The organism is Pseudorhodobacter sp. W20_MBD10_FR17 (assembly GCF_052119765.1).
In the GTDB taxonomy this organism is placed as follows: domain Bacteria; phylum Pseudomonadota; class Alphaproteobacteria; order Rhodobacterales; family Rhodobacteraceae; genus Pseudorhodobacter.
In genome coordinates this window covers 60,319-80,950 of sequence record NZ_JBGQOQ010000004.1, presented here as the reverse complement: position 1 = coordinate 80,950, position 20,632 = coordinate 60,319, and the positions used below count along the sequence as shown (strand labels likewise).

The following is a 20,632-nucleotide window of genomic DNA, read 5'->3' as shown; positions in this document are numbered from 1 at the left end:
AATCAGAACAGGCCAGATCATGAACGATAATCAGCGTGGCGGCCTGTTTATGATTGCCGCAATGGGCGGTTTTGCGCTTGAAGACATGTTCTTGAAAACCGCCGCACGGCAGGTTCCGGTTGGTCAGATTTTGATGATCTTTGGCGGGCTTGGCATGATCGGCTTTGCCATTCTGGCAAAGGCGCAAGGCGCGCGGCTGCTGAACCCTGCCATCCTGAGCCGCCCCATTCTGCTGCGCGCGATGTTTGAGGTGATGGGCCGCCTGTTTTATACTTTTGCTATTGCGCTGACGCCGCTGTCTTCGGCCTCGGCGATTTTGCAGGCCACGCCGTTGGTGGTGGTGGCAGGTGCCGCACTGGTGTTCGGTGAAAAGGTAGGCTGGCGGCGGTGGTCGGCGATCACGGCTGGCTTTGTGGGCGTGCTGATCATTTTGCGGCCGGGGTTGGCGGGGTTTACGCCCCTTTCGGTGCTGGCATTGCTGGGGATGCTTGGTTTTGCGGGGCGTGACTTGGCCACACGGGCGGCGCCAAAAACCCTGTCAAACCTGACCTTGGGCGTTTACGGCTTTGCCATTTTGGTGCCCACGGGTGCTGCTCTGCTGGCATGGACGGGCGGCGCAGTGGTGCCCGATATGCAGACCAGCCTTACGCTGGGTGCAGGCACTTTGGTCGGTGTTGCGGCCTATTACGCGTTGACGGTCGCGATGCGCACGGGCGAGGTGTCGCTGGTCACGCCATTCCGCTATACGCGCCTGCTGTTCGCGCTGATCCTCGGGACGCTGGTGTTTGCCGAGCGCCCCGATGCAGCCACACTGCTGGGCAGCGCCGTCATCGTCGGGTCGGGCATCTATACGCTGCTGCGGGGGCGTAAGGGCGGTAACAGGGGGCTTGCGCAGCGCTTGCCTGTACCGCAATCTGACAGCTATGAACGCCCCTGATTTGAAAACTGTCACCCAAGCCAACCGCGCCGCGTGGGATGCCTCGGCGCAGGTTCACGCGCGGGGCGATGATTGGGCGGCGTTACTGACAGCCTTTGCCCAACCGGGGTTTTCAACCTTTGACGGCTGCATCACCGGCATGCTGCAAACCCTTGACATCGCCGGAAAAACCGCCGTTCAAATCGGCTGCAACAATGGCCGAGAGTTGCTGTCGATGGCACGGTTTGGCGCGGTCCCCACACTAGGGATTGACCAATCCGCAGCGTTTCTGGCCCAAGCCGCGCAGCTGGCACATGTGGCAAACAGCGATTGCAGCTTTCTCTGCGCCGATGTTTACGACCTGCCCGAAACCACACCCCGCAACCATGATTTCGCGCTGATCACCATTGGCGTGCTGAACTGGATGCCAGATTTGCCGCAGTTCTTTCGCATTGTAGCAGGGCTGCTAGGGCCACAAGGCCGCCTGCTGATCTATGAAACGCACCCTATTTTGGATATGTACGACCCAGACGCACCAAACCCATATCTACCCGAGCGGTCGTATTTTCAAACTGCGCCGCAGGTGTTTGAAGATGTGATAACCTATGACGGGTCAGACGCGGGCAAAGGCGCGCGGTCGTATTGGTTCGCGCATCCTTTGGGGGCGATTGTCACCGCGATTGCCGCCGCAGGCCTGCGCGTTGAGTCCCTGACAGAACACCCGCATTCCAACCGCGAGGTTGACTATGACCAATACCAAAACCAGCCTGCGCAACTGCCGCTGTCTTATACGCTAATCGCGCAGTTATCGTGATGTACTGGCGCGGTTAATCCTGCCGTTTGCGGGCATTCATTTGACCCAGCCGCACATGGCGCAACGCCTCAACCAACAGCGCGGTCAGCAAGCCAAAGTTCAGCAACCCATTCGCCGCCGCCATTCCCGACAGCAACCGCCAATCGCGCGGCAACAGCACATCGCCAAACCCAAGCGTGGTAAAGCTGACCAAGGAAAAATAAACCGACGCCTCTAGCGTAGCGAAAATGCCCAGAGAATAAAACGCGAGCGCCCAAATCCAGACGCCCGCCGTGATGATCCCCAGAACGACGAACGACACCCCCAGCATCACCAGCAACAGCTTTGGCCTGTGCGGCTCGCGGATCAGCCACAGGTGACTGCGCGAAAACCCCATTTCCATCGCCAAAATACCCAAGCCGCCCACGGCCAACGACAGCATCATCAGACCCGTACCAATGGCAATCTGTAGAAACATGGTTTTCCTTTGCACATTCAGGCGCGCCGCCATCTGGACAGTTGCCCCTACAATCCCTATTTGATGAAGACCATGGTAAAACACAGTGACCCAAATTCCAAACTGATTGCCGAAAACCGCCGCGCGCGGTTTGATTTCGCTATTGAGGACGACATCGAGGCCGGCATCATGCTGCTGGGGTCCGAGGTCAAGTCGTTGCGCCAAGGTGGTTCCAACATCGCAGAAAGCTATGCGAGTGTTGAGGATGGCGGGTTGTGGCTGATCAACGGCTACATTGCCCCCTATTTGCAGGCCAAAACCTGGGGCCATGAGGAACGCCGCAAGCGCAAGCTGTTGGTTTCCAAGAAAGAATTGGCGCGACTGTGGAATGCGACCGCCCGCGAAGGCATGACGATTGTGCCGCTGAAAATGTATTTCAACGAACGCGGTATGGTAAAGCTGAAGATCGGCATCGCCAAAGGCAAAAAGAACGCCGACAAACGCGAAACCTCGGCCAAGCGCGATTGGGACAGGCAAAAAGCCCGCCTGCTGAAACAAAACCAATACTGATAGCGCTGCGCAGGGATGTGGCACTATGTCGCCCGCCTGCTAGCGTCTATGCCCGCCGCCCGACGGGGCGTTTTGCGTTATCTGGCGGCTCTGGCCTTGCCTCACGCGGCTTATCCGATATACCCAAAGCATCGCTGCCACGGTTATTGCTGCAAGGAGCCGAACATGACCCCCGCCCCGCAAGACGACCCCAAGACGCTTGTGTCCACCGACTGGCTGGCCCAACATATCAAAGACCCCGATCTGCGGATTATTGATGCGTCATGGCACATGCCCGCCACGGGCCGCGATGCAAAGGCCGAGTATGACAGCGCCCACATTCCCGGTGCGCGATTCTTTGATATCGATGAGATTTCCGACCACCGCTCGGACTTGCCGCATATGGCTCCTCCGGTGGAAAAGTTCATCAGCCGGATGCGCGCGATGGGCATTGGTGACGGGCATCAAGTGGTTGTCTATGACAGTACTGGCCTGTTTTCGGCCGCCCGCGTGTGGTGGACGTTTCGCCTGATGGGCAAGATGGATATTGCCGTGCTGGACGGTGGTTTGCCCAAATGGCAGGCCGAAGGCCGTGATATTGAGGATATGCCGCCCGTTGTGCGCGACCGCCACATCACCGTGCAACGCCAATCCGGCCTTGTCAAAGATGTGACCCAAGTGGCCCAAGCGTCAAAGCTGGCAGAAACCGAGATCATCGACGCCCGCGCCGCAGCCCGTTTCAAAGGCGAGGCCGCCGAACCCCGCGCCGGATTGCGCTCTGGCCATATTCCCAATTCCAAGAACCTGCCGTTTGGCAACTTGCTGAATGGGGACGGCACGATGAAGGCGCCTGACGTGATAAAAGCCGCGTTCGAGGCGGCGGACGTAGACCTGTCGAAACCCGTGATCACCACCTGCGGATCGGGTGTGACGGCGGCGATCCTTAGCCTTGGATTGGAACGGATCGGCCATAAAAATCATGCGCTCTATGATGGCTCTTGGTCGGAATGGGGCATGTTCGATGATCTGCCCATCGCCAAAGGCTAACCCACCTATCCCGTTGCCCCTATGCTGTTGAAAGTAAACAAAATGCTGAACGCTCTGCACGCCCAACCGCAAGACAAAATCCTGCAACTGATCCAGATGTACAAGGACGACCCGCGCGATACCAAGATCGACCTTGGCGTTGGCGTCTATAAGGATGCAATCGGCCTGACGCCCGTTATGCGGGCCGTGAAAGCGGCGGAAAAACAGCTGTGGGAAACCGAGAATACCAAAACCTATACCGGCCTTGCGGGCGAGCCCGCCTATGCCGAAGCGATGCAGAATTTGCTGCTGGATGGTGTGGTACCGGCCGATCGTTTGTCTGCCGTCGCCACCCCCGGCGGCACGGGGGCCATTCGTCAGGCGCTGGAACTGATCAAACTCGCCAGCCCTGATGCCACCGTTTGGCTTTCCAACCCGACATGGCCAAACCACCCGTCGATCATCAATTACCTCGGCATGAAGATGTCCGAATATCGCTATTTCGACTCCGAGAGCCGGGGTGTTGATTTTGACGGCATGATGGCCGATCTGACGCAGGTTCAGGCGGGTGATGTGGTCTTGCTGCACGCGTGCTGCCACAATCCGACCGGCGCAAACCTGACGTTGCCGCAATGGGCCGCTGTCGCCGATTTGCTGGAAAAAACCGGTGCAATTCCGTTTATCGACATCGCCTACCAAGGTTTTGGTGACGGGCTAGAAGAAGACGCCGCAGGTATGCGCCTCTTGGCAGGACGCCTGCCCGAATTGCTGATCGCCGCGTCTTGTTCAAAGAACTTTGGCATTTACCGCGAACGTACTGGAATCCTGATCGCCATTTCCCCAAAGGCCGAGATGCGGGCCGTGGTGCAAGGCAACCTCGCGTTCCTAAACCGCCAAAATTTCAGCTTCCCCCCCGATCATGGCGCACGGTTGGTGACGATGATTCTGAACGACCCAGAGCTGCGTGCCGATTGGCAGGCTGAACTGGAAGAGGTGCGCAAAAACATGCTGACCCTGCGCGAAAGCCTTGCGGCCGAGCTGCGCCGCCTGTCTGGGTCGGACCGATTCGGGTTCCTCGCCCAGCATCGCGGCATGTTTTCGCGCCTTGGCGCCACGCCCGAGCAGGTCGAAACCCTGCGCCGCGATCACGGGATTTACATGGTCGGCGACAGCCGGATGAACATTGCCGGTCTGAACGCCCGCACCGTGCCAATTTTGGCCAAAGCTATCATCGACGCGGGAATTTAACCCATGTTTGACGCGGTGATCTTTGACCTCGACGGCACGCTTTTGGATACCGAGGCGCTGACCCAAGCCGCAGGGATCGCCGCCTTTGCCGAGGTCGGGATCACCGTGGACCCGCTGTTTTTGCACAGCCTGATTGGGCGCGATGATGTGACGGGCGCGGGCATTATCCGCGCGCGTTACCCTGATCTGGAATTTCACAGCTTTTCCGAAATCTGGAAACGCTCGGTGCTGGATCATTACGCCGGTGGTATCCCGCTAAAACCCGGAACGCATGAGCTGCTGGGCGCGATTGATCAGCCGATAGCACTTGCCACCTCATCGACCCGCGTGCAGTTGGACTACAAGCTGTCGGTGACCGACATCGCCCCCTATTTCCACCATCTCATCAGCTTTGATGATGTCAAACAGGCCAAGCCCGCGCCCGACCCGTTCTTGCTGGCGGCGTCGCTTTTGGGCGTCGATCCCGCGCGCTGCGTGGCATTTGAAGACAGCGAGGCCGGTGCCGAATCGGCCCACAGTGCGGGCATGACAGTAGTGCAAGTACCCGATATCAACCCCGCCTCGGGCCGGTTTGCGCATCTGGTGGCACCCGACTTGCTAACCGGCGCACGCGAAATCGGACTTTTGCCCAAGTGATCTTGCGAATCCGATTTTCTGTGCCTATATAGTTCTTGAGAGGTTGGCGCGGGCGAGTGCCTCGCCAACCTGGTCAGGTCCGGAAGGAAGCAGCCACAACGAGCCCCACTTGGGTCGATGTCCAGCCTCTCACCCTAACCCCCACGCGGCGCGAATGCCGCCGCTTATGGGATGAACGCTATTTTCCCTGATACATACACACTCGAATCACTGGGCTGGGCCGAAGATTTCGCGCGCCAAATCACGCCTGAGGACGAAGACGATATACCTGCCCGCGTGGCGCAGGTGCATCGCGACCGATTGGCCGTGCTAACGCCCGATGGCCCGCGTGAGGTGGCGCTGCCAAACGGCCACCCCTCGGGCAGTTTTGCCGTGGGCGATTGGGTGATGATTTCGGCCAGCCAATCCGTGATGCAACGCAGGCTTGACCGCCGCAGCCTGCTGCAACGGCGGGTACATTCACGCGCAGGCAGCCGGAACATTGGCGAATACCGTCTGATCGGTGCGAATATCGACACATTGTTCATCACCACATCCTGCAACGCCGATTTCAACGTCGCACGGCTGGAACGCTATTTGACGCTGGCGCATGACGCGGGCGTGGAACCGGTGATCTTGCTGACCAAGGCCGATATGGCCGAAGACCCCGAAAGCTATGCCGTTGAGGCGCAAAAACTGGGCCGCGATCTGGCTGTTTTGGTGCTGGATGCCCACGCCCCAGATGTGCCGGAAAAACTGGCGCAGTGGTGCAGCGTTGGCAAAACAGTGGCGCTGTCTGGGTCTTCGGGTGTTGGCAAAACTACCCTAACAAACGCGCTGACCGGCAAGGATGAGGCAACCCAAGGCGTGCGCGATGATACGCGCGGCCGCCACACCACCACCGCCCGCAGCCTGCACCCCCTGCCCCAAGGCGGCTGGCTGATCGACACCCCCGGCATCCGTGGCCTTGGCGTTTCCGATGCCGCCACAGGCATCGACGTCACCTTTGCCGAGATTACCGAACTGGCCGCCCAGTGCAAATTCCGCGATTGTGTGCATGAGGGTGAGCCGGGTTGCGCTGTCCAAGCCGCGATTGCGACGGGTGAGATTGACGCCGACCGCCTTGACCGGTGGCGCAAGCTATCGGCCGAAGATGCGGTGAACACGGCGACTTCGGGTGCCGCGATGGGCAAAGGCTATGGCATCACCAAGCGCGGCAAAGGCAAAGCTGTCGCCAAACAGATCAAAGCCGCGCAGAAACATAAGAAGCGTTAGGCGCTGGCCCAAAGCCGCTGCTCTTCGGTTTCCACCGCGCAAGGCCGCACGGCACGCAGCCGTGCCAGTGCCGCGTCTGGTTCCTCGCCCAACTCGACCATAAGCCGCAGTGCGATCATCCCCGTGCGCCCGCAGCCGCCGCGACAATGGACCACGATCCGCCCGCCCTGTGCCAAAATTGCATGTAAATCGGCCGACACTGCGGGCCAACCGCCCACAGGCACGCCGTAATCTGCAATCGGGAAACAGCGCTGCGCGATCCCTTTCGCTGCCAAAGCCGCGGCCAGATCAGGCGACAATTCCGCCGCCTCGGCCCCCTCAACCAGCGTTAGCACCAGATCCGCCCGCCAATCACGCAAACGGGCCACGTCCACGGCTTGCGGCAACGGGCAAAGCCCCAGCCCCCCCGCACCCACCGAAATTTCAGAAATTGAAAACACCAGCGCCCCCATTTTCCATAACAATAGCCCCACGGGTGGACGCGCGGCAAGCGAGTGCTTAGATTACCCATAACGTCGAATCCGAGGGAACCGCATGTCAGAGACAACCCAGCCCGCCTATCAGGTTTTGGCCCGTAAATACCGGCCCGAAACCTTTGCCGATTTGGTCGGGCAAACGGCCATGGTGCGTACCCTGAAAAATGCCTTTGCCGCCGACCGTATCGCGCAGGCGTTTATCATGACAGGTATTCGCGGCACTGGTAAAACCACCACCGCGCGGATCATCGCCAAAGGCCTGAACTGCATTGGCCCCGATGGCAAAGGCGGCCCGACGACCGAGCCTTGCGGCGTCTGCGACCAGTGCAAATCGATCATGGAAGGCCGCCATGTTGATGTGATGGAAATGGATGCGGCGTCGCGTACAGGCGTTGATGATATCCGTGAAATCATCGCCTCGGTCGCCTATCGCGCGACATCGGCGCGTTACAAGATTTATATCATCGACGAAGTTCACATGCTGTCGACCAGCGCCTTTAACGCGCTGCTGAAAACGCTAGAAGAACCGCCGGCGCATGTGAAATTCATCTTTGCGACAACTGAAATTCGCAAAGTGCCGGTGACGGTGCTATCGCGCTGCCAACGCTTTGATTTGAAACGAATTGAGCCCGAGGTGCAGATCGCTCTGCTGCAAAAAATTGCCAAGGGCGAAGGCGCCAATATTTCCGACGATGCGCTGGCGCTGATCACCCGCGCCGCCGAAGGCTCGGCCCGTGATGCGACATCTTTGTTGGATCAGGCGATCAGCCATGGTGCGGGCGAAACCACTGCCGAGCAAGTCCGCGCGATGCTGGGGCTGGCCGACCGTGGGCGGGTGCTGGATCTGTTTGATATGGTCGTGCGCGGTGATGCGGCGGCGGCGCTGACCGAGCTTGCAGGCCAATACGCCGATGGTGCCGACCCGATGGCCGTGCTCCGCGATCTGGCCGAGATTACGCATTGGCTGTCGGTTATTAAAATCACACCCGAGGCTGCCGAAGACCCGACAATTCCGCCAGATGAGCGCACGCGCGGGCTTGATATGGCGGGGCGTTTGCCGATGCGCGTACTAACGCGGATGTGGCAGATGCTGCTGAAAGCGCTGGAAGAGGTGGCGCTGGCCCCCAACGCGATGATGGCTGCTGAGATGGCCGTGATCCGGCTAACGCATGTCGCCGATTTACCCGACCCCGAAACCCTAATCCGCAAGCTGCAATCTGTGCAAAACGCCGCGCCGACAGGTGGCGCACCTGCGGGTGGCGGGGGCGGCGCGGTTCATGCAACGACCCGTTTGCACGCACCGGCGATGGGGGCAGTTCACGGCGCGGTTCATGGGGCAACCATGCAGGGCGGGCAATCCGCTGCGGTGGCCTTGGCCCCCGATGCTTTGGCAGGCTATCTGACGTTTGAACGCGTGGTCGATCTGATCCGCGAGCGCCGCGACATGAAGCTGCTTGTTGAGGTGGAAACCACCTTACGAATTGCCAAATATTCGCCGGGCCGGATTGAATTCGAACCCACCCATGATGCCCCGCGCGATCTGGCCGCGCGGCTTGCAGCACGCCTTCAGGGGTGGACGGGCGTTCGTTGGGCCGTGACCGTGGTCAATACCGGCGGTGCCGCAACAATCGCCGAGGATCAGGACAAAGACCGCATTGAGGCCGAAGCCAAAGCGATGGAAAACCCGCTGGTGCAAGCCGTGTTCACGGCCTTTCCTGGCGTGAAAATCACCGCGATGCGCAAGCCCGAGCTTGAAGCCGCGTTTGAGGCGCTGCCCGAGGTCGAAGATGAATGGGACCCGTTCGAAGAGGGTTGAAGCGCGGTAGGCGTCACCTTAGTTCGAGGTATATCAGTTGGAGAAAATGGAATGCTAAAAGGTTTGGGTGGGCTTGGCGACATGGCCAAGATGATGAAAGCCGCGCAGGACATGCAAGGCAAGATGGCAGAGATGCAAGAGGGGCTGGAACGGATCGTCGTGATCGGTGAAAGCGGGGCCGGCCTTGTGACAGCGCGGGCCACGGCCAAGGGCGAGTTGACGGGGCTTGATATTGACCCGTCAATTTTTGTCGCGTCGGAAAAGGAAGTGGTCGAAGACCTGATCCTCGCCGCGATCAAGGACGCGCAGAGCAAGGCGAGTGAGCGGGCGCAATCGGAAATGGCCAAGCTGACCGAAGGTTTGGGCCTGCCTGCGGGCATGAAACTGCCGTTCTAAATGAGCCAGGCCCCGCGCGATATTGAGCAGTTGATCGACCTGATGGCGCGTTTGCCGGGGCTTGGGCCACGGTCGGCGCGACGGGCGGTGTTGATGCTGTTAAAGAAGCGCGGGGCCGTTATGGGGCCACTGGCGCGAGTGATGGCCGAGGTCGCCACAAATGCCCGCGACTGCCGGACATGCGGCAATATCAGTAGCCAAGAGGTGTGCGAGATTTGCAGCGACGGCCGCCGCGCGACAGGCGAGCTTTGCGTGGTCGAAGACGTCGCCGACCTATGGGCGATGGAGCGCGGACACGCGTTCAAGGGCCGCTACCATGTGCTGGGCGGCACGCTGTCGGCGCTGGATGCGGTGGGGCCGGAAGAGCTGCGCATCCCGTTGCTCATTGAACGGGTCCGCGCCGAAAACCTGACCGAGGTTATCCTTGCCCTGAATGCGACTGTCGACGGGCAAACCACGGCGCATTATATTGCCGAGGTGCTGGAAAATACCGGTGTTCAGGTGACCAGCCTTGCCCAAGGCGTGCCGATCGGCGGCGAGCTGGACTATCTGGATGACGGCACGATCGGCGCCGCCCTACGCGCGCGGCGGCGGTTCTAGCGGCGCGGATGATCTTGCAATCGCCCCCCGAAAAACACTATCGAATTTTATTCACACACTCTTAACCTGCCCCGCAGAACATATGGGGGCAGGCCCAAAAACCAAAGCCAACCAAACACACGAAATAGTTTTTCGCAAAGGCTTTACGTTGGGTAAGAAAAAGCTAATTTTACAGCCAATGATTTATTAAAAAACACAAAGCTGGGTCGGCATTCGTTACACCACAACCATTCACGGGCATGCGCCCCCGACCCAACGCGACAATGCACACGACAAACGAATTTTACACGGATTTTGGAATGAAATGCGCATTGTATTCTTGAACGGTAGCGAATTCAGGGGCAGCTGGCACGATTTTACGCGTGCTTTGTGGCATCCGCTGTTCATCTCGCTCATTTTGGCGGTGACCGCTATCATTTTGGTTCTGCAGCCATATGATCGTTTTTTGCCCGAGGGCGTGATGGCGCGCACCCTGATTATCGCAAGCGCGGTTATCGTTTTCATAGCTTGCTTGCTCATCTGTGCGGGGCAGTCGCGGCGGCTACCAATTTTTGTATCAACCGTTCCCATCATTACGTTCTGCGTCTGTATCACCTCGGCTTGGGGGGTGGGGGTCAGCAGCGTTGCGGGCGGGTAAATACTGGGGGTGACAGAGTGGGCGGAGCTTTTGGCGTTTAACATGGTGCTTTGCGTCGCCGCCGAAATTTTTCTGGCAAGCTTTTTGCTTGAGAAAATTGCCAAGGAGACCGGGTTAAAAGCGCAACCCATCATCGCCTTTGCCCAGACCAGTTCGGAATTTCCGCCTCCGGCAACGCTTGTGATCGAAGCGCCGGCAACTCAGACGCCGCTCTGGTCCGAGGTTTTGGGGCAGCGGCTGGAAGTGGATACAATCTGGCATCTGAAAGCCGAAGAGCATTATGTCGCGGTTACGCTGCAAGACGGGCGGGCTTTGCTGCTGCGCGGGCGGCTTGCAGACGCTATTGATCAGTTGCCATCGGCGGCCGGAATGCAAGTGCATCGCAGCCATTGGGTGGCAAATGCAGCGCTTGCCGGGTTGCAGCGCAATCGCGGCGGCTGGCGGCTGCAATTGCACAATACCCAAGAGGTGCCGGTGGCCCGCAATCGCCAATCGGATGTGCGCAACTGGGCCGAAGCTTTGCTGGGGTCATAAAAAAGCACCCCGAGGGGTGCTTTTTCGTCTATGTAACGCCCTTATTTCCGGCGAGGATCAATGCTGTCTTCATCCTCATCGTCTTCGTCATCTGCGTCAGGCAGGTTAAAGAAGCTGTCAGCGTTGGAATAATCGGTCTTTTTATCGTCTTCGTCGTCTTTTTCGGTCATGCTAAAGTTTTCCAACCCAGCGATCGAGGACGGCATTTTGGGCTCTTCGGACATGCCAAGCGATTGCTCGGTGCTGACCAATTTGCGACGTTCGTCATCCGACATCACGCCACCTTCGGCAGCTTTTTTGCGCACCGCGACCTGAACGGCTGCATCCAACTCGGATTGTTTGCACAACCCAAGAGCAACCGGATCTATCGGCGTGATATTGTTGATGTTCCAATGCGTGCGTTCGCGGATTGCCTGAATGGTCGGTTTGGTGGTGCCGACCAGCTTGCCAACCTGACCATCTGTCAACTCGGGGTGGAATTTAACCAACCAAAGGATCGAGGCCGGACGGTCCTGACGCTTGGACAGCGGCGTATAGCGCGGGCCACGGCGTTTTTCCTCGCCCACGGCAGAGGCGATAAATTTCAGTTTCAGGCGGTAATGCGGATCGGCCTGTGCCTTTTCAATCTCACCGTGCTCCAACTGGTTATTGGACACAGGGTCAAAGCCCTTAACGCCGGTTGCGACATCACCATCGGCAATGCCTTGCACCTCCAACTCGTGCAGACCGCAGAACGCGGCGACCTGTTTAAAGGTCAGAGTTGTGTTGTCCACCAGCCAGACGGCGGTTGCTTTGGACATCAGTGGCTTGTTCATCGCAACACTCCTTTACAAATCCCTTCCATGCCGAGAAAACGGCTGCGGGCGTGGCCTCGCGTCTTTTCGTTTTCGGGGAAGTCAGGGGTCCGTATACTGGTACGCGTGGGCAGAGGAAAGAGAAAATGCGGGTTTTTGCGGTTTTGATGGGTTTTGTGATAGCATTTTCGGGCGTTTTCGCGCGTGCGGATGGGGAAAAGGCCGGAGATTTCGACTATTACGTCATGGCATTAAGCTGGTCGTCGAACTGGTGCGCGCTAGAGGGCGACTCGCGCGGTGAGGACCAATGCCTGCCCGGAAAGGGCCTGACTTTCACCCTCCACGGGCTGTGGCCGCAGTATGAAAACGGCTGGCCCGCCTATTGCCGGACCGCCGCGCGCGACCCTTCACGCGGGGAATCGGCGACGATGGCCGATATTATGGGCGGTGCGGGGCTAGCGTGGTATCAGTGGAAAAAGCACGGGCGCTGTGCGGGACTTTCGGCGCAAGATTATTTTGCAACGGCGCGACGGGCCTTTACATCGGTCAACGAACCGGATGTTTTCTCCAAGATTAACAAGACGTTGACTGTACCCGCCGCCGTGGTGGAAGAAGCGTTTTTAGCGGCGAACCCGGGGCTGACCAAGGATATGATTACCGTGACCTGCGCCTCAGGGATGATCCAAGAGGTGCGGATGTGCCTGACCAAAGACTTGCAGCCGCGCCGCTGTGGGGCCGATACGATCCGCGATTGCCAGATGCAAAATGCGGTGTTGGGGGCGGTTCGCTAAAATTTTGCGCCGCCCGCACAGGGCGGCGCGGGCGGATTTTGGGTATTTAAGCCAAGATGAAATCAACCATCGCCCTGCACCTTCAGGACGATTTTTCCGATATGGCCAGGCGTCTCAATTCGCCAATGGGCGGCGGGGGTTTCGGCCAGCGGATATTCGCTGTCGATCACCGGTTTTAGCGCACCACGGGCGATCATCGGCCAAACATGCTGTTCGACTTGGGCCGCAATGCGAGCCTTGGCAAGGTCGGATTGCGGGCGCAGGGTTGAACCAGTGATGGTAAGCCGGCGCATCATCACTTCGGCAAAGTTCAGTTCGACCTTGGGGCCGGTCAAGAACGCGATCTGCACAAGGCGGCCATCATCGGCAAGGCTGCGGATGTTGCGGGACATATAGCTGCCGCCGACCATATCAAGGATCAGGTCTGCGCCACCCACGGCTTTCATCTCGGCGGCAAAGTCTTGCTCATTGTAATTGATGGCTTTTTCGGCACCTAGGTCCATACAGACGGCACATTTTTTGTCTGAACTGGCGGTGGTAAAGACGCGGGCGCCCAAGGCGCGGGCAATCTGGATGGCGGTGGTGCCAATACCCGAGGTGCCACCATGGACTAAGAACCGCTCACCCGCCTTTAGTCCGCCGCGCATGACGATGTTGGACCAAACGGTAAAGCAGGTTTCGGGCAGGCAGGCGGCGTCGCGCAGCGACATTCCTGCGGGGATCGGCAGCGCGTGATCGGCGGCGGTTAGGGCGTATTCGGCATAGCCGCCACCGGGCAGCAAGGCGCAAACGGGATCGCCCACGGCCCAGCGGGTGACGCCGGGACCAATGGCAGCCACATGCCCCGAACATTCCAAGCCCGGCAAGGGCGAGGCGTTGGCCGGCGGGTTATAGGCCCCCGCCCGTTGCAAAGCATCGGGGCGGTTCACCCCTGCATAGGCCACTTTGATTAAAATTTGCCCATGTTTTGGCACCGGAACCGGCACCGATGCAGGCGCCAGCACATCCGGCGGGCCAGGTTGGGTGATTTCAATCGCAAGCATCGCGTCGGGAACGGTCATTGCAGCCTCATTTCAGCGTTCAATGCCCAGATTTGCCGGGCATATCGCGCGGCCTATCTGGCATCTTAATCTTTTCCATTGCGTTAATCGCACCCGAAAATGGCCCCGAGCGCAAGGCCCGTGCGACCGGATTGTCGCGCAATGCGGCTTTGGCCTTTTCAATCTGCATCACATTGGCAATGCGACGATCCAGAAAATCCCAAGTGTCGCTGTGGTTCGGGCTGTCATCGCCCAGCCAAAACAGCACGGTCGCACTGTAAACCGCCGACAGTGTGGCGCGTTTGCTGTACCAATTCAAATCGGTCGAGGTATCCCCAAGCGCCTTCCAGATGGCATCGGCGGTGCCCCAAATGGCTTTGCCCCCCTCGCCTGCGTTTTGCGGCAGGGCAAACAGGGTGGTGCCACGGCGGACCAGTTCACGATCTGTCACCAATTCCAGCCGCGTGCGAATGGCAAATGCAACACGGTCAGAATAGCGCATCGTCGCCAGATTGGCGGTTTGCAGCGCCTCAACCATCTGCGCATCGCCGCTGTGATGGTAGTACAGGGCCAGATCGAGCCCCGCGCGAGGGTAAAGCGCACGGGCCAACCCCAAGGCCACACGCGAATCACTTACGGCAGCGGTAAAGGTTGCGTCAGTCCAGCCATCAAAGGGTACATGCGGCAAGGCGGCCTGCAAAACGGCCTGTTTTGCCTGCTCTAAGCCGTTATCCTTGGCGGTATCGTCTGTTTGTGCTGTTGTCATCTTAGCCTCCGGTGTTCGGAATGGTAGACAAGCGCTGCCCCCTTTGCTATGGGAAGCTTGCCTGCACATCCGTGCAAATTTAACTTAGAAAGGTGGTGAAAACCACATGCAGGTCAGCGTCCGCGACAATAACGTCGAGCAAGCCCTTCGGGCCTTGAAGAAAAAGCTCCAGCGCGAAGGCGTTTTTCGTGAAATGAAGCTCAAGCAACATTTCGAAAAGCCCTCCGTTAAGAAAGCCCGTGAGCAAGCTGAAGCAATCCGGCGTGCGCGCAAGCTCGCACGCAAGAAGCTCCAGCGCGAGAACGGTCTTTAAGATCGACATCTAGCGAACACTGGTGGGGGCGACCCCACTAAAAGGCTAACCCCCTCGCGCGAGCTTGGGGGTTTTTCTTTGTCTTTTTGGCGGGCCGGGCGCAGGGTGGCGCAAAAGGAGTTTGTGATGCAGATGACATGGCAGTTCTGGGCGCTTGCCTCGGCCGGATTTGCGGCAATGACGGCGATTCTGGCCAAAGTGGGCGTCGCGGATGTGCCGTCAGACAGTGCAACCTTAGTGCGGACAGTGGTGATATTGGTACTGGTCGCGCTGATTGCGCTGTTGGGGCGTGAGGGGTTTTCACCCAGTAAAATCTCGGCGCGGTCTTATGTGTTTTTGGTGCTGTCGGGGTTGGCAACCGGCGCGTCATGGCTGTGCTATTTCCGTGCATTAAAGATGGGCGATGCGGCGCGGGTCGCCCCGATTGATAAGCTGAGCGTGGTTTTGGTGGCCGTGTTTGCGGCCGTGTTTTTGGGCGAGCATTTAAGCCTGCCGAACTGGCTGGGCGTGGCGATGATCGCAGGCGGCGCTATATTGGTAGCGTGGCGTTAAGGGAACGCTGCGAAACCTTATGCGCGGCGGCATTGTTTTGCCCCTGATTCTGTGCAAAACCGCTATACTTTAAACGAACCAACAAAGGCTGCTTTACCTATGTCCGCCAGCATGATGTCGACTGTTATCAAACCGATCCACCGTGAAGGTTGGCGTTTCATCCCTATTTTCGCGGTTGTCGCGGTGGGCCTGTTCTTTGTGTGGCAGCCGCTTGGCTGGGTCGGGCTTGGCTTGACCATTTGGTGCTATTACTTTTTCCGCGATCCAAAGCGTGTGACGCCGACCCGCGAAGGCCTGATTATCAGCCCTGCTGATGGGGTCATCTCATTGTTGGAACCTGCCGTGCCGCCCGAGGAATTGGGCCTGGGGCCGGATGCGATGATGCGCGTGTCGGTGTTTATGAACGTGTTTAACTGCCATGTGAACCGGTTGCCGATTGAAGGCGAAGTCACGAAAATCGCCTATCGCCCAGGTAAGTTTTTGAACGCTAGCCTGGATAAAGCCAGTGTCGACAATGAGCGCAATGCGCTGGTGGTGCGCATGAAAGACGGGCGCGACTTGGCCGTCGTCCAAATTGCAGGCTTGGTTGCGCGGCGGATTGTCTGCGAGGTGCCCGAAGGTGCCCGTTTGCAAACGGGTGAGCGGTTCGGGATGATCCGTTTCGGGTCGCGGCTTGATGTGTATTTGCCCGACGGCGTAGAGCCACTGGTCTGCCTTGGCCAAACTATGGTCGCAGGCGAAACCGTGCTGGCTGATATTACCGCGACCGAGGCACCACGCGTGGGACGCGAAAGATGAGCGAGCTGCCCCGCCCCCCCCACCGCAAACGCGAGAGCATGTCCCTCATATTGATGTTGCCGAACATGGTAACAATTTTGGGGCTGTGCGCGGGGCTGACCTCGATACGGTTTGTGTTGGTGGGGCGATTTGATATTGCCGCGGCGTTGATTATTTTTGCGGCCCTGATTGACGGGTTGGACGGGTTGCTTGCGCGGCGCCTGAATGCAGCCAGCGACATTGGCGGCGAGTTGGACAGCCTGTCCGATTTTCTGTGCTTTGGCGTGGCACCCGGGATCTTGGTGTTTCAATTCGCGCTCAGCCGCGATTTTGCAACCGGCTGGATGTTTGTCCTGATCTATATTTGCTGTGCTTGCTTGCGTTTGGCGCGCTTCAACGTGTCGCGCGACGAACAGCCCGTGGGCAAGCCACATTTCATCGGCGTGCCTGCGCCCGGTGGGGCGATGCTGGCGCTATTGCCACTGTTCCTAACGCAGCAAGGCATTGTAGACGCACGGGATTTCCCAGTGCTGTTTGGGGTCTGGACCCTGATCGTGGCGTGGCTGATGGTAAGCAAGGTGCCGACGCTGTCATCCAAGGCCGTGCGGGTCAAACGTGAATTGCAAGTGGTTGTGCTGCTGGCTGCTGCGGTGATCGTCGGGCTTATGGTGACGCGGTTCTGGATGCTGCTGGTGATTCTGGATCTGACCTATGCCGCTATTATCGCCGCTGCGGTGCTGCAATACTTTCGCAAAAAGCGCACGTCCCAGCCGCTATAGATTTCCGTTGGAAAACGCGAAGGCGATTAAACTGCCATTGCCGTGGTTTTAACGACCGTTCGCAGCGCAAAGCTGGATTGCATTTGCGCAACCCCCGGCAGCCGCGACAGGTATTGCCGGTGAATACGGGCAAAATCTTCGGTGTCTTGCGCGATGATTTTCAGCAGGTAATCCGCCGAGCCCGCCATCAGGTGGCATTCGAGGATATCCGGCACCCGCGCCACCTCGCGTTCAAACCGGTCTAGCAAGTCATCTGCTTGGCCTTGCAAGGTAATTTCGACGAAAACCGTGGTAGGACGGCCCATACGGCGGGCATCCAGCAAAGCAACATAGCCCGCGATATAGCCCTCTTCCTCTAGCCGTTGTACACGGCGATGGCAGGCCGAGGGCGACAGGTTTATCCGTTCCGACAGTTCGGCATTGGTAACGCGGCCCTCTTTTTGCAAGACGGTCAAAATTCTGCGGTCTGTTGCGTCAAGGTCCAGCATTGCGGTGGTTCTTTCGATAAATCATCCATAGTACCGAAGATTATACGCCAAATCTAACAAAGCGCTATTCAAATTTCAAAGCATTTGCGTGCCACCCGCGCGATAGTTTTGAAATAACCATGGGAGGTTGCGTAATGAAAATCGGTTGTCCAAAGGAAATCAAACCCCAAGAGTTTCGTGTTGGCCTGACGCCCAATGCGGCACATGAGGCGGTGGCGCATGGTCATAGTGTTTTGGTGGAAACAGGCGCGGGTATAGGCGCAGGTTTTAGCGACGCCGATTACATTGCGGCGGGTGCCAAAATCGCGGGCAATGCCGAGGATGTTTTTGCCCTGTCTGAAATGATCGTAAAGGTGAAAGAGCCCCAACCCGTGGAGCGCGCGCGCCTGCGTGAGGGGCAGCTGTTGTTCACCTATCTGCACCTTGCGCCCGATCCTGCACAGACCGCCGATTTGTTGAAATCAGGCGTCACAGCGATTGCCTATGAAACCGTGACTGATGACCGTGGTGGCCTGCCCTTGCTGGCGCCGATGTCCGAGGTAGCGGGCCGTTTGGCACCGCAGGTTGGCGCGTGGACATTGCAAAAGGCAAATGGTGGGCGCGGCGTTTTGCTGGGCGGTGTGCCCGGTGTCGCGCCGGGCCGTGTGTTGGTGATTGGCGGCGGGGTGGTTGGCACGCATGCCGCAAAAATCGCAGCGGGCATGGGCGCGGATGTCACCGTGATTGACAGGTCCCTGCCCCGTCTGCGCTATTTGGATGATGTGTTCGGCGGCACGTTCAAAAACGCCTATGCCAGTGCAGGCAACACGATAGAGCTGGCCCGCGCAGCCGACCTGATTATTGGCGCGGTTTTGGTGCCGGGTGCAGCCGCCCCCAAGCTAATTTCGCGCGCGCAACTGGCCGAACTGAAACCCGGTGCTGCACTGGTGGACGTGGCGATTGACCAAGGCGGGTGTTTTGAAACCTCGCATGCCACCACGCACCAAGACCCGATTTATGATGTGGATGGCATTATGCATTATTGCGTCGCCAACATGCCGGGGGCTGTGGCGCGCACCTCGACCATCGCTTTGGGCAATGCGACCATGCCGTTCATGTTGGCGCTGGCCGATAAAGGCTGGAAACAAGCCTGCGCCGACGACAAGCATTTGCTGGCAGGCCTGAACACCCACGCAGGGCATCTGACCTATGCAGCGGTGGGCGAGGCGCTTGGCTTGCCGGTAATGGCGGCTGTGGACGCGTTGATGGTATAACAGCGGCCCTGCAATTGCAGACCGTCCAAACAAAATCGGCCCGCCCTTTCAGTTGGGCGGGCCATTCTATTTTACCAGCCAAAAGCTTAGGCGCGAGCCTTTAGCAGGTCGCGGATGTCGGCCAGCAGCTGTTCTTGGGTTGGGCCAGCAGGCGCGGATGGGACGGCCTCTTCTTTCTTGACCGCCGCGTCTTTTACACGGTTCACCATTTTCACCAGCATGAAAACCACGAAAGCGATGATCAAAAAGTTGATGACGGCCATGATGAACGCCCCATAGGCAAAAATCGCGGCACCACTTTCACGCGCGGCGGCAATGCCTGTGCCCGGCACGACATCACCCGAAAGCACCAAATACATGTTGGAAAAATCGATGCCGCCGATGATCAGACCGATGATTGGGTTGATCAAGTCACCAACCAACGATGAAACGATGGCCGTAAAGGCGGCACCGATGATGATACCAACGGCCATGTCCATGACATTGCCCTTGGCGATGAAGCTTTTGAATTCATTAATCATTTTTGTCCCCTTATATGTGCGCTTGCCGGTATAATCGGCTTCTTGGCTTTGATAGAACGCATCAGCGTTACCCCTGCCTACATCGCTTTCGACAAAGTTTCATGGGGAAATTACGTATTTTTCAATCATCAAATACGCTGGCATCGAATGAATACATGTGCCGCTAACGCGATCAGGCGCGGGGCGCTGCCGCACGGCGCAAGCGGTCGTTTATCGCGCGACCAAGGCCCGCTTCGGGGATAGGCGCAAAGGCGATACCAGCAGAGTGTGGCTGTGCCAAAACATCGGCCAATCGCAGGGTGTGAAACAGCGCCGCAGCCGCCGCAACCAGATCCCCCGAGGGCGATAGCGACAGCACAGCCCCCGCGCAATCGGGGCCGAAACCAACCCAAACCTCCCCCGCGAGTGGCGCGGTCACATTCAGGCGCACGCCAGCCTCGGGCGCGTAATGGGATGCAAGCTGACCGGGGGCGTTGGGCTTTTCCGCGCTGCCGCCGCTGGCAATAGACATGCCCAATGCGGCCTCTAGCGCCTCAACCGGCACGCCGCCGGGGCGCAGTAAGGCGGGGGTGCAAACCAGCCCGATGATAGTGCTTTCGACGCCCACATCACAGGGGCCTGCGTTAAGAACCGCTTCAATCCGGCCAGACAAGCCCGCCAGAACATGGTCGGCACGGGTGGGTGAAATGCGGCCGGACGGGTTGGCCGAAGGGGCGGCCAGCGGCCCGTCAAACGCCCGCAGCAAGGCCCGCGCCAACGGATGCGCCGGAACGCGAATGGCCACGCTGTCCAGCCCCGCCGTGACCACTGGCGACAAGCCCGCATCAGGACGCAACGGCAAAACCATCGTCAACGGGCCGGGCCAAAACTGGGCGGCAAGCGCCAAGGCCTGATCGTTGAAAACCGCATAGGTTTGCGCCGTTGCCAGATCGGGCACATGCACGATCAGCGGGTTGAAATGCGGTCTACCCTTTGCCTCAAATATCCGCGCGACCGCATGGTCATTTCGGGCGTCCCCGCCAAGGCCGTAAACCGTTTCTGTGGGAAAGCCGACCAGCCCGCCATTGCGCAAAATTTCAGCAGCATCAAAGATGCCGTCTTGGGTTGGCGCAAGGGTTTGGGTTTTGATTGACATGGTGACGTAGCGTTGACCTTGAAGGCGGGATATGCGCGGTTAAATATTGCGGTGACGTCGGACATACTTGGCCTGCGCCGTTTTG

26 protein-coding genes and 1 other RNA gene are annotated in these 20,632 nt (G+C 58.7%); 19 read left to right on the top strand and 8 right to left on the bottom strand.

The window, feature by feature from the left end:
- Positions 1-19 precede the first annotated feature (19 nt).
- Both ACEN2J_RS04030 and ACEN2J_RS04025 read left to right on the top strand, forming a co-directional pair.
- On the top strand, positions 20-937 hold the full coding sequence (locus ACEN2J_RS04030; protein ID WP_442103495.1) for a DMT family transporter: 918 nt from the start codon (positions 20-22) through the stop codon (positions 935-937).
- The gene (locus ACEN2J_RS04025; RefSeq protein ID WP_442103493.1) at positions 924-1,730 is read left to right on the top strand and encodes a class I SAM-dependent methyltransferase; all 807 of its coding nucleotides are present in this window, start codon (positions 924-926) and stop codon (positions 1,728-1,730) included. The genes ACEN2J_RS04030 and ACEN2J_RS04025 overlap by 14 nt, the downstream gene beginning before the upstream one ends.
- Positions 1,731-1,743: 13 nt before the next feature.
- On the opposite strand, the gene ACEN2J_RS04020 is transcribed toward ACEN2J_RS04025, so the two are convergent.
- Entirely contained in the window at positions 1,744-2,187 is a 444-nt protein-coding gene (locus ACEN2J_RS04020) for an ion channel (RefSeq protein ID WP_442103492.1), read from the bottom strand.
- A 72-nt stretch (positions 2,188-2,259) separates the two neighbouring features.
- On the opposite strand from ACEN2J_RS04020, the gene smpB reads away from it, so the two are divergent.
- From smpB to rsgA, 6 genes are all read left to right on the top strand, one after another.
- A complete protein-coding gene (gene smpB / locus ACEN2J_RS04015; protein WP_442103491.1) occupies positions 2,260-2,736 on the top strand; it encodes an SsrA-binding protein SmpB in 477 nt (158 codons plus the stop codon).
- A gap of 165 nt (positions 2,737-2,901) precedes the next feature.
- A complete protein-coding gene (sseA, locus tag ACEN2J_RS04010) occupies positions 2,902-3,762 on the top strand; it encodes a 3-mercaptopyruvate sulfurtransferase (RefSeq protein ID WP_442103489.1) in 861 nt (286 codons plus the stop codon).
- A 42-nt stretch (positions 3,763-3,804) separates the two neighbouring features.
- The gene (locus ACEN2J_RS04005; RefSeq protein WP_442103487.1) at positions 3,805-4,989 is read left to right on the top strand and encodes an amino acid aminotransferase; all 1,185 of its coding nucleotides are present in this window, start codon (positions 3,805-3,807) and stop codon (positions 4,987-4,989) included.
- 3 nt (positions 4,990-4,992) lie between these two features.
- Positions 4,993-5,625: an HAD family hydrolase gene (locus ACEN2J_RS04000; RefSeq protein ID WP_442103485.1), complete on the top strand. Its 633-nt coding sequence runs from the start codon at positions 4,993-4,995 to the stop codon at positions 5,623-5,625.
- A gap of 36 nt (positions 5,626-5,661) precedes the next feature.
- An RNA gene (ffs, locus tag ACEN2J_RS03995) (signal recognition particle sRNA small type) lies at positions 5,662-5,760 on the top strand.
- 36 nt (positions 5,761-5,796) lie between these two features.
- Complete coding sequence (gene rsgA, locus ACEN2J_RS03990) at positions 5,797-6,879, top strand: ribosome small subunit-dependent GTPase A (protein ID WP_442103483.1); 1,083 nt, start codon at positions 5,797-5,799, stop codon at positions 6,877-6,879.
- Here the strand turns inward: rsgA and ACEN2J_RS03985 are convergent.
- The gene (locus ACEN2J_RS03985; protein WP_442103482.1) at positions 6,876-7,319 is read right to left on the bottom strand and encodes a phosphatase domain-containing protein; all 444 of its coding nucleotides are present in this window, start codon (positions 7,317-7,319) and stop codon (positions 6,876-6,878) included. The genes rsgA and ACEN2J_RS03985 overlap by 4 nt on opposite strands.
- A 94-nt stretch (positions 7,320-7,413) precedes the next feature.
- On the opposite strand from ACEN2J_RS03985, the gene ACEN2J_RS03980 reads away from it, so the two are divergent.
- The 5 genes from ACEN2J_RS03980 to ACEN2J_RS03960 all read left to right on the top strand — a co-directional run bounded on the left by ACEN2J_RS03980 (position 7,414) and on the right by ACEN2J_RS03960 (position 11,338).
- Entirely contained in the window at positions 7,414-9,171 is a 1,758-nt protein-coding gene (locus tag ACEN2J_RS03980; protein WP_442103480.1) for a DNA polymerase III subunit gamma/tau, read from the top strand.
- A gap of 51 nt (positions 9,172-9,222) precedes the next feature.
- On the top strand, positions 9,223-9,567 hold the full coding sequence (locus tag ACEN2J_RS03975) for a YbaB/EbfC family nucleoid-associated protein (RefSeq protein WP_442103479.1): 345 nt from the start codon (positions 9,223-9,225) through the stop codon (positions 9,565-9,567).
- The gene (recR, locus tag ACEN2J_RS03970; protein WP_442103477.1) at positions 9,568-10,167 is read left to right on the top strand and encodes a recombination mediator RecR; all 600 of its coding nucleotides are present in this window, start codon (positions 9,568-9,570) and stop codon (positions 10,165-10,167) included.
- 304 nt (positions 10,168-10,471) lie between these two features.
- Positions 10,472-10,804 carry a hypothetical protein gene (locus ACEN2J_RS03965; protein ID WP_442103476.1) on the top strand — a complete coding sequence of 111 codons (333 nt, stop codon included), beginning with the start codon at positions 10,472-10,474 and terminating at the stop codon, positions 10,802-10,804.
- 42 nt (positions 10,805-10,846) lie between these two features.
- On the top strand, positions 10,847-11,338 hold the full coding sequence (locus ACEN2J_RS03960) for a LytTR family DNA-binding domain-containing protein (RefSeq protein ID WP_442103474.1): 492 nt from the start codon (positions 10,847-10,849) through the stop codon (positions 11,336-11,338).
- Between the two features lie 41 nt (positions 11,339-11,379).
- Here the strand turns inward: ACEN2J_RS03960 and ACEN2J_RS03955 are convergent, their stop codons facing one another.
- Positions 11,380-12,153, bottom strand: coding sequence for a DUF1013 domain-containing protein (locus tag ACEN2J_RS03955; RefSeq protein ID WP_442103473.1), 774 nt, complete (start codon positions 12,151-12,153; stop codon positions 11,380-11,382).
- Between the two features lie 125 nt (positions 12,154-12,278).
- Between ACEN2J_RS03955 and ACEN2J_RS03950 the strand changes: the two genes are divergently transcribed.
- A complete protein-coding gene (locus ACEN2J_RS03950; RefSeq protein WP_442103471.1) occupies positions 12,279-12,923 on the top strand; it encodes a ribonuclease T2 family protein in 645 nt (214 codons plus the stop codon).
- A 62-nt stretch (positions 12,924-12,985) separates the two neighbouring features.
- On the opposite strand, the gene ACEN2J_RS03945 is transcribed toward ACEN2J_RS03950, so the two are convergent.
- Both ACEN2J_RS03945 and ACEN2J_RS03940 read right to left on the bottom strand, forming a co-directional pair.
- The gene (locus tag ACEN2J_RS03945) at positions 12,986-13,984 is read right to left on the bottom strand and encodes an NAD(P)H-quinone oxidoreductase (protein ID WP_442103469.1); all 999 of its coding nucleotides are present in this window, start codon (positions 13,982-13,984) and stop codon (positions 12,986-12,988) included.
- Positions 13,985-14,003: 19 nt separating this feature from the next.
- Positions 14,004-14,729 carry a COQ9 family protein gene (locus ACEN2J_RS03940; protein ID WP_442103467.1) on the bottom strand — a complete coding sequence of 242 codons (726 nt, stop codon included), beginning with the start codon at positions 14,727-14,729 and terminating at the stop codon, positions 14,004-14,006.
- A gap of 106 nt (positions 14,730-14,835) precedes the next feature.
- Here ACEN2J_RS03940 and rpsU point away from each other — a divergent pair, with 106 nt between their 5' ends.
- The 4 genes from rpsU (at position 14,836) to pssA (ending at position 17,150) form a co-directional block, all read left to right on the top strand.
- Complete coding sequence (gene rpsU / locus ACEN2J_RS03935) at positions 14,836-15,042, top strand: 30S ribosomal protein S21 (protein ID WP_050523985.1); 207 nt, start codon at positions 14,836-14,838, stop codon at positions 15,040-15,042.
- Between the two features lie 126 nt (positions 15,043-15,168).
- Positions 15,169-15,594: an EamA family transporter gene (locus ACEN2J_RS03930; RefSeq protein ID WP_442103465.1), complete on the top strand. Its 426-nt coding sequence runs from the start codon at positions 15,169-15,171 to the stop codon at positions 15,592-15,594.
- A gap of 99 nt (positions 15,595-15,693) precedes the next feature.
- Complete coding sequence (locus tag ACEN2J_RS03925) at positions 15,694-16,392, top strand: phosphatidylserine decarboxylase (protein WP_442103463.1); 699 nt, start codon at positions 15,694-15,696, stop codon at positions 16,390-16,392.
- Entirely contained in the window at positions 16,389-17,150 is a 762-nt protein-coding gene (gene pssA, locus ACEN2J_RS03920) for a CDP-diacylglycerol--serine O-phosphatidyltransferase (protein ID WP_442103462.1), read from the top strand. Before ACEN2J_RS03925 ends, pssA begins: the two co-directional genes overlap by 4 nt.
- A 26-nt stretch (positions 17,151-17,176) precedes the next feature.
- Here pssA and ACEN2J_RS03915 read toward each other — a convergent pair whose 3' ends face one another.
- Entirely contained in the window at positions 17,177-17,635 is a 459-nt protein-coding gene (locus tag ACEN2J_RS03915; protein ID WP_442103674.1) for an Lrp/AsnC family transcriptional regulator, read from the bottom strand.
- Positions 17,636-17,772: 137 nt separating this feature from the next.
- Between ACEN2J_RS03915 and ald the strand changes: the two genes are divergently transcribed.
- Positions 17,773-18,891: an alanine dehydrogenase gene (gene ald / locus ACEN2J_RS03910; protein ID WP_442103460.1), complete on the top strand. Its 1,119-nt coding sequence runs from the start codon at positions 17,773-17,775 to the stop codon at positions 18,889-18,891.
- Between the two features lie 86 nt (positions 18,892-18,977).
- On the opposite strand, the gene mscL is transcribed toward ald, so the two are convergent.
- On the bottom strand, positions 18,978-19,412 hold the full coding sequence (gene mscL, locus ACEN2J_RS03905) for a large conductance mechanosensitive channel protein MscL (protein ID WP_442103459.1): 435 nt from the start codon (positions 19,410-19,412) through the stop codon (positions 18,978-18,980).
- Between the two features lie 172 nt (positions 19,413-19,584).
- On the bottom strand, positions 19,585-20,547 hold the full coding sequence (locus tag ACEN2J_RS03900; RefSeq protein WP_442103457.1) for an L-threonylcarbamoyladenylate synthase: 963 nt from the start codon (positions 20,545-20,547) through the stop codon (positions 19,585-19,587).
- Positions 20,548-20,632: the final 85 nt, after the last annotated feature.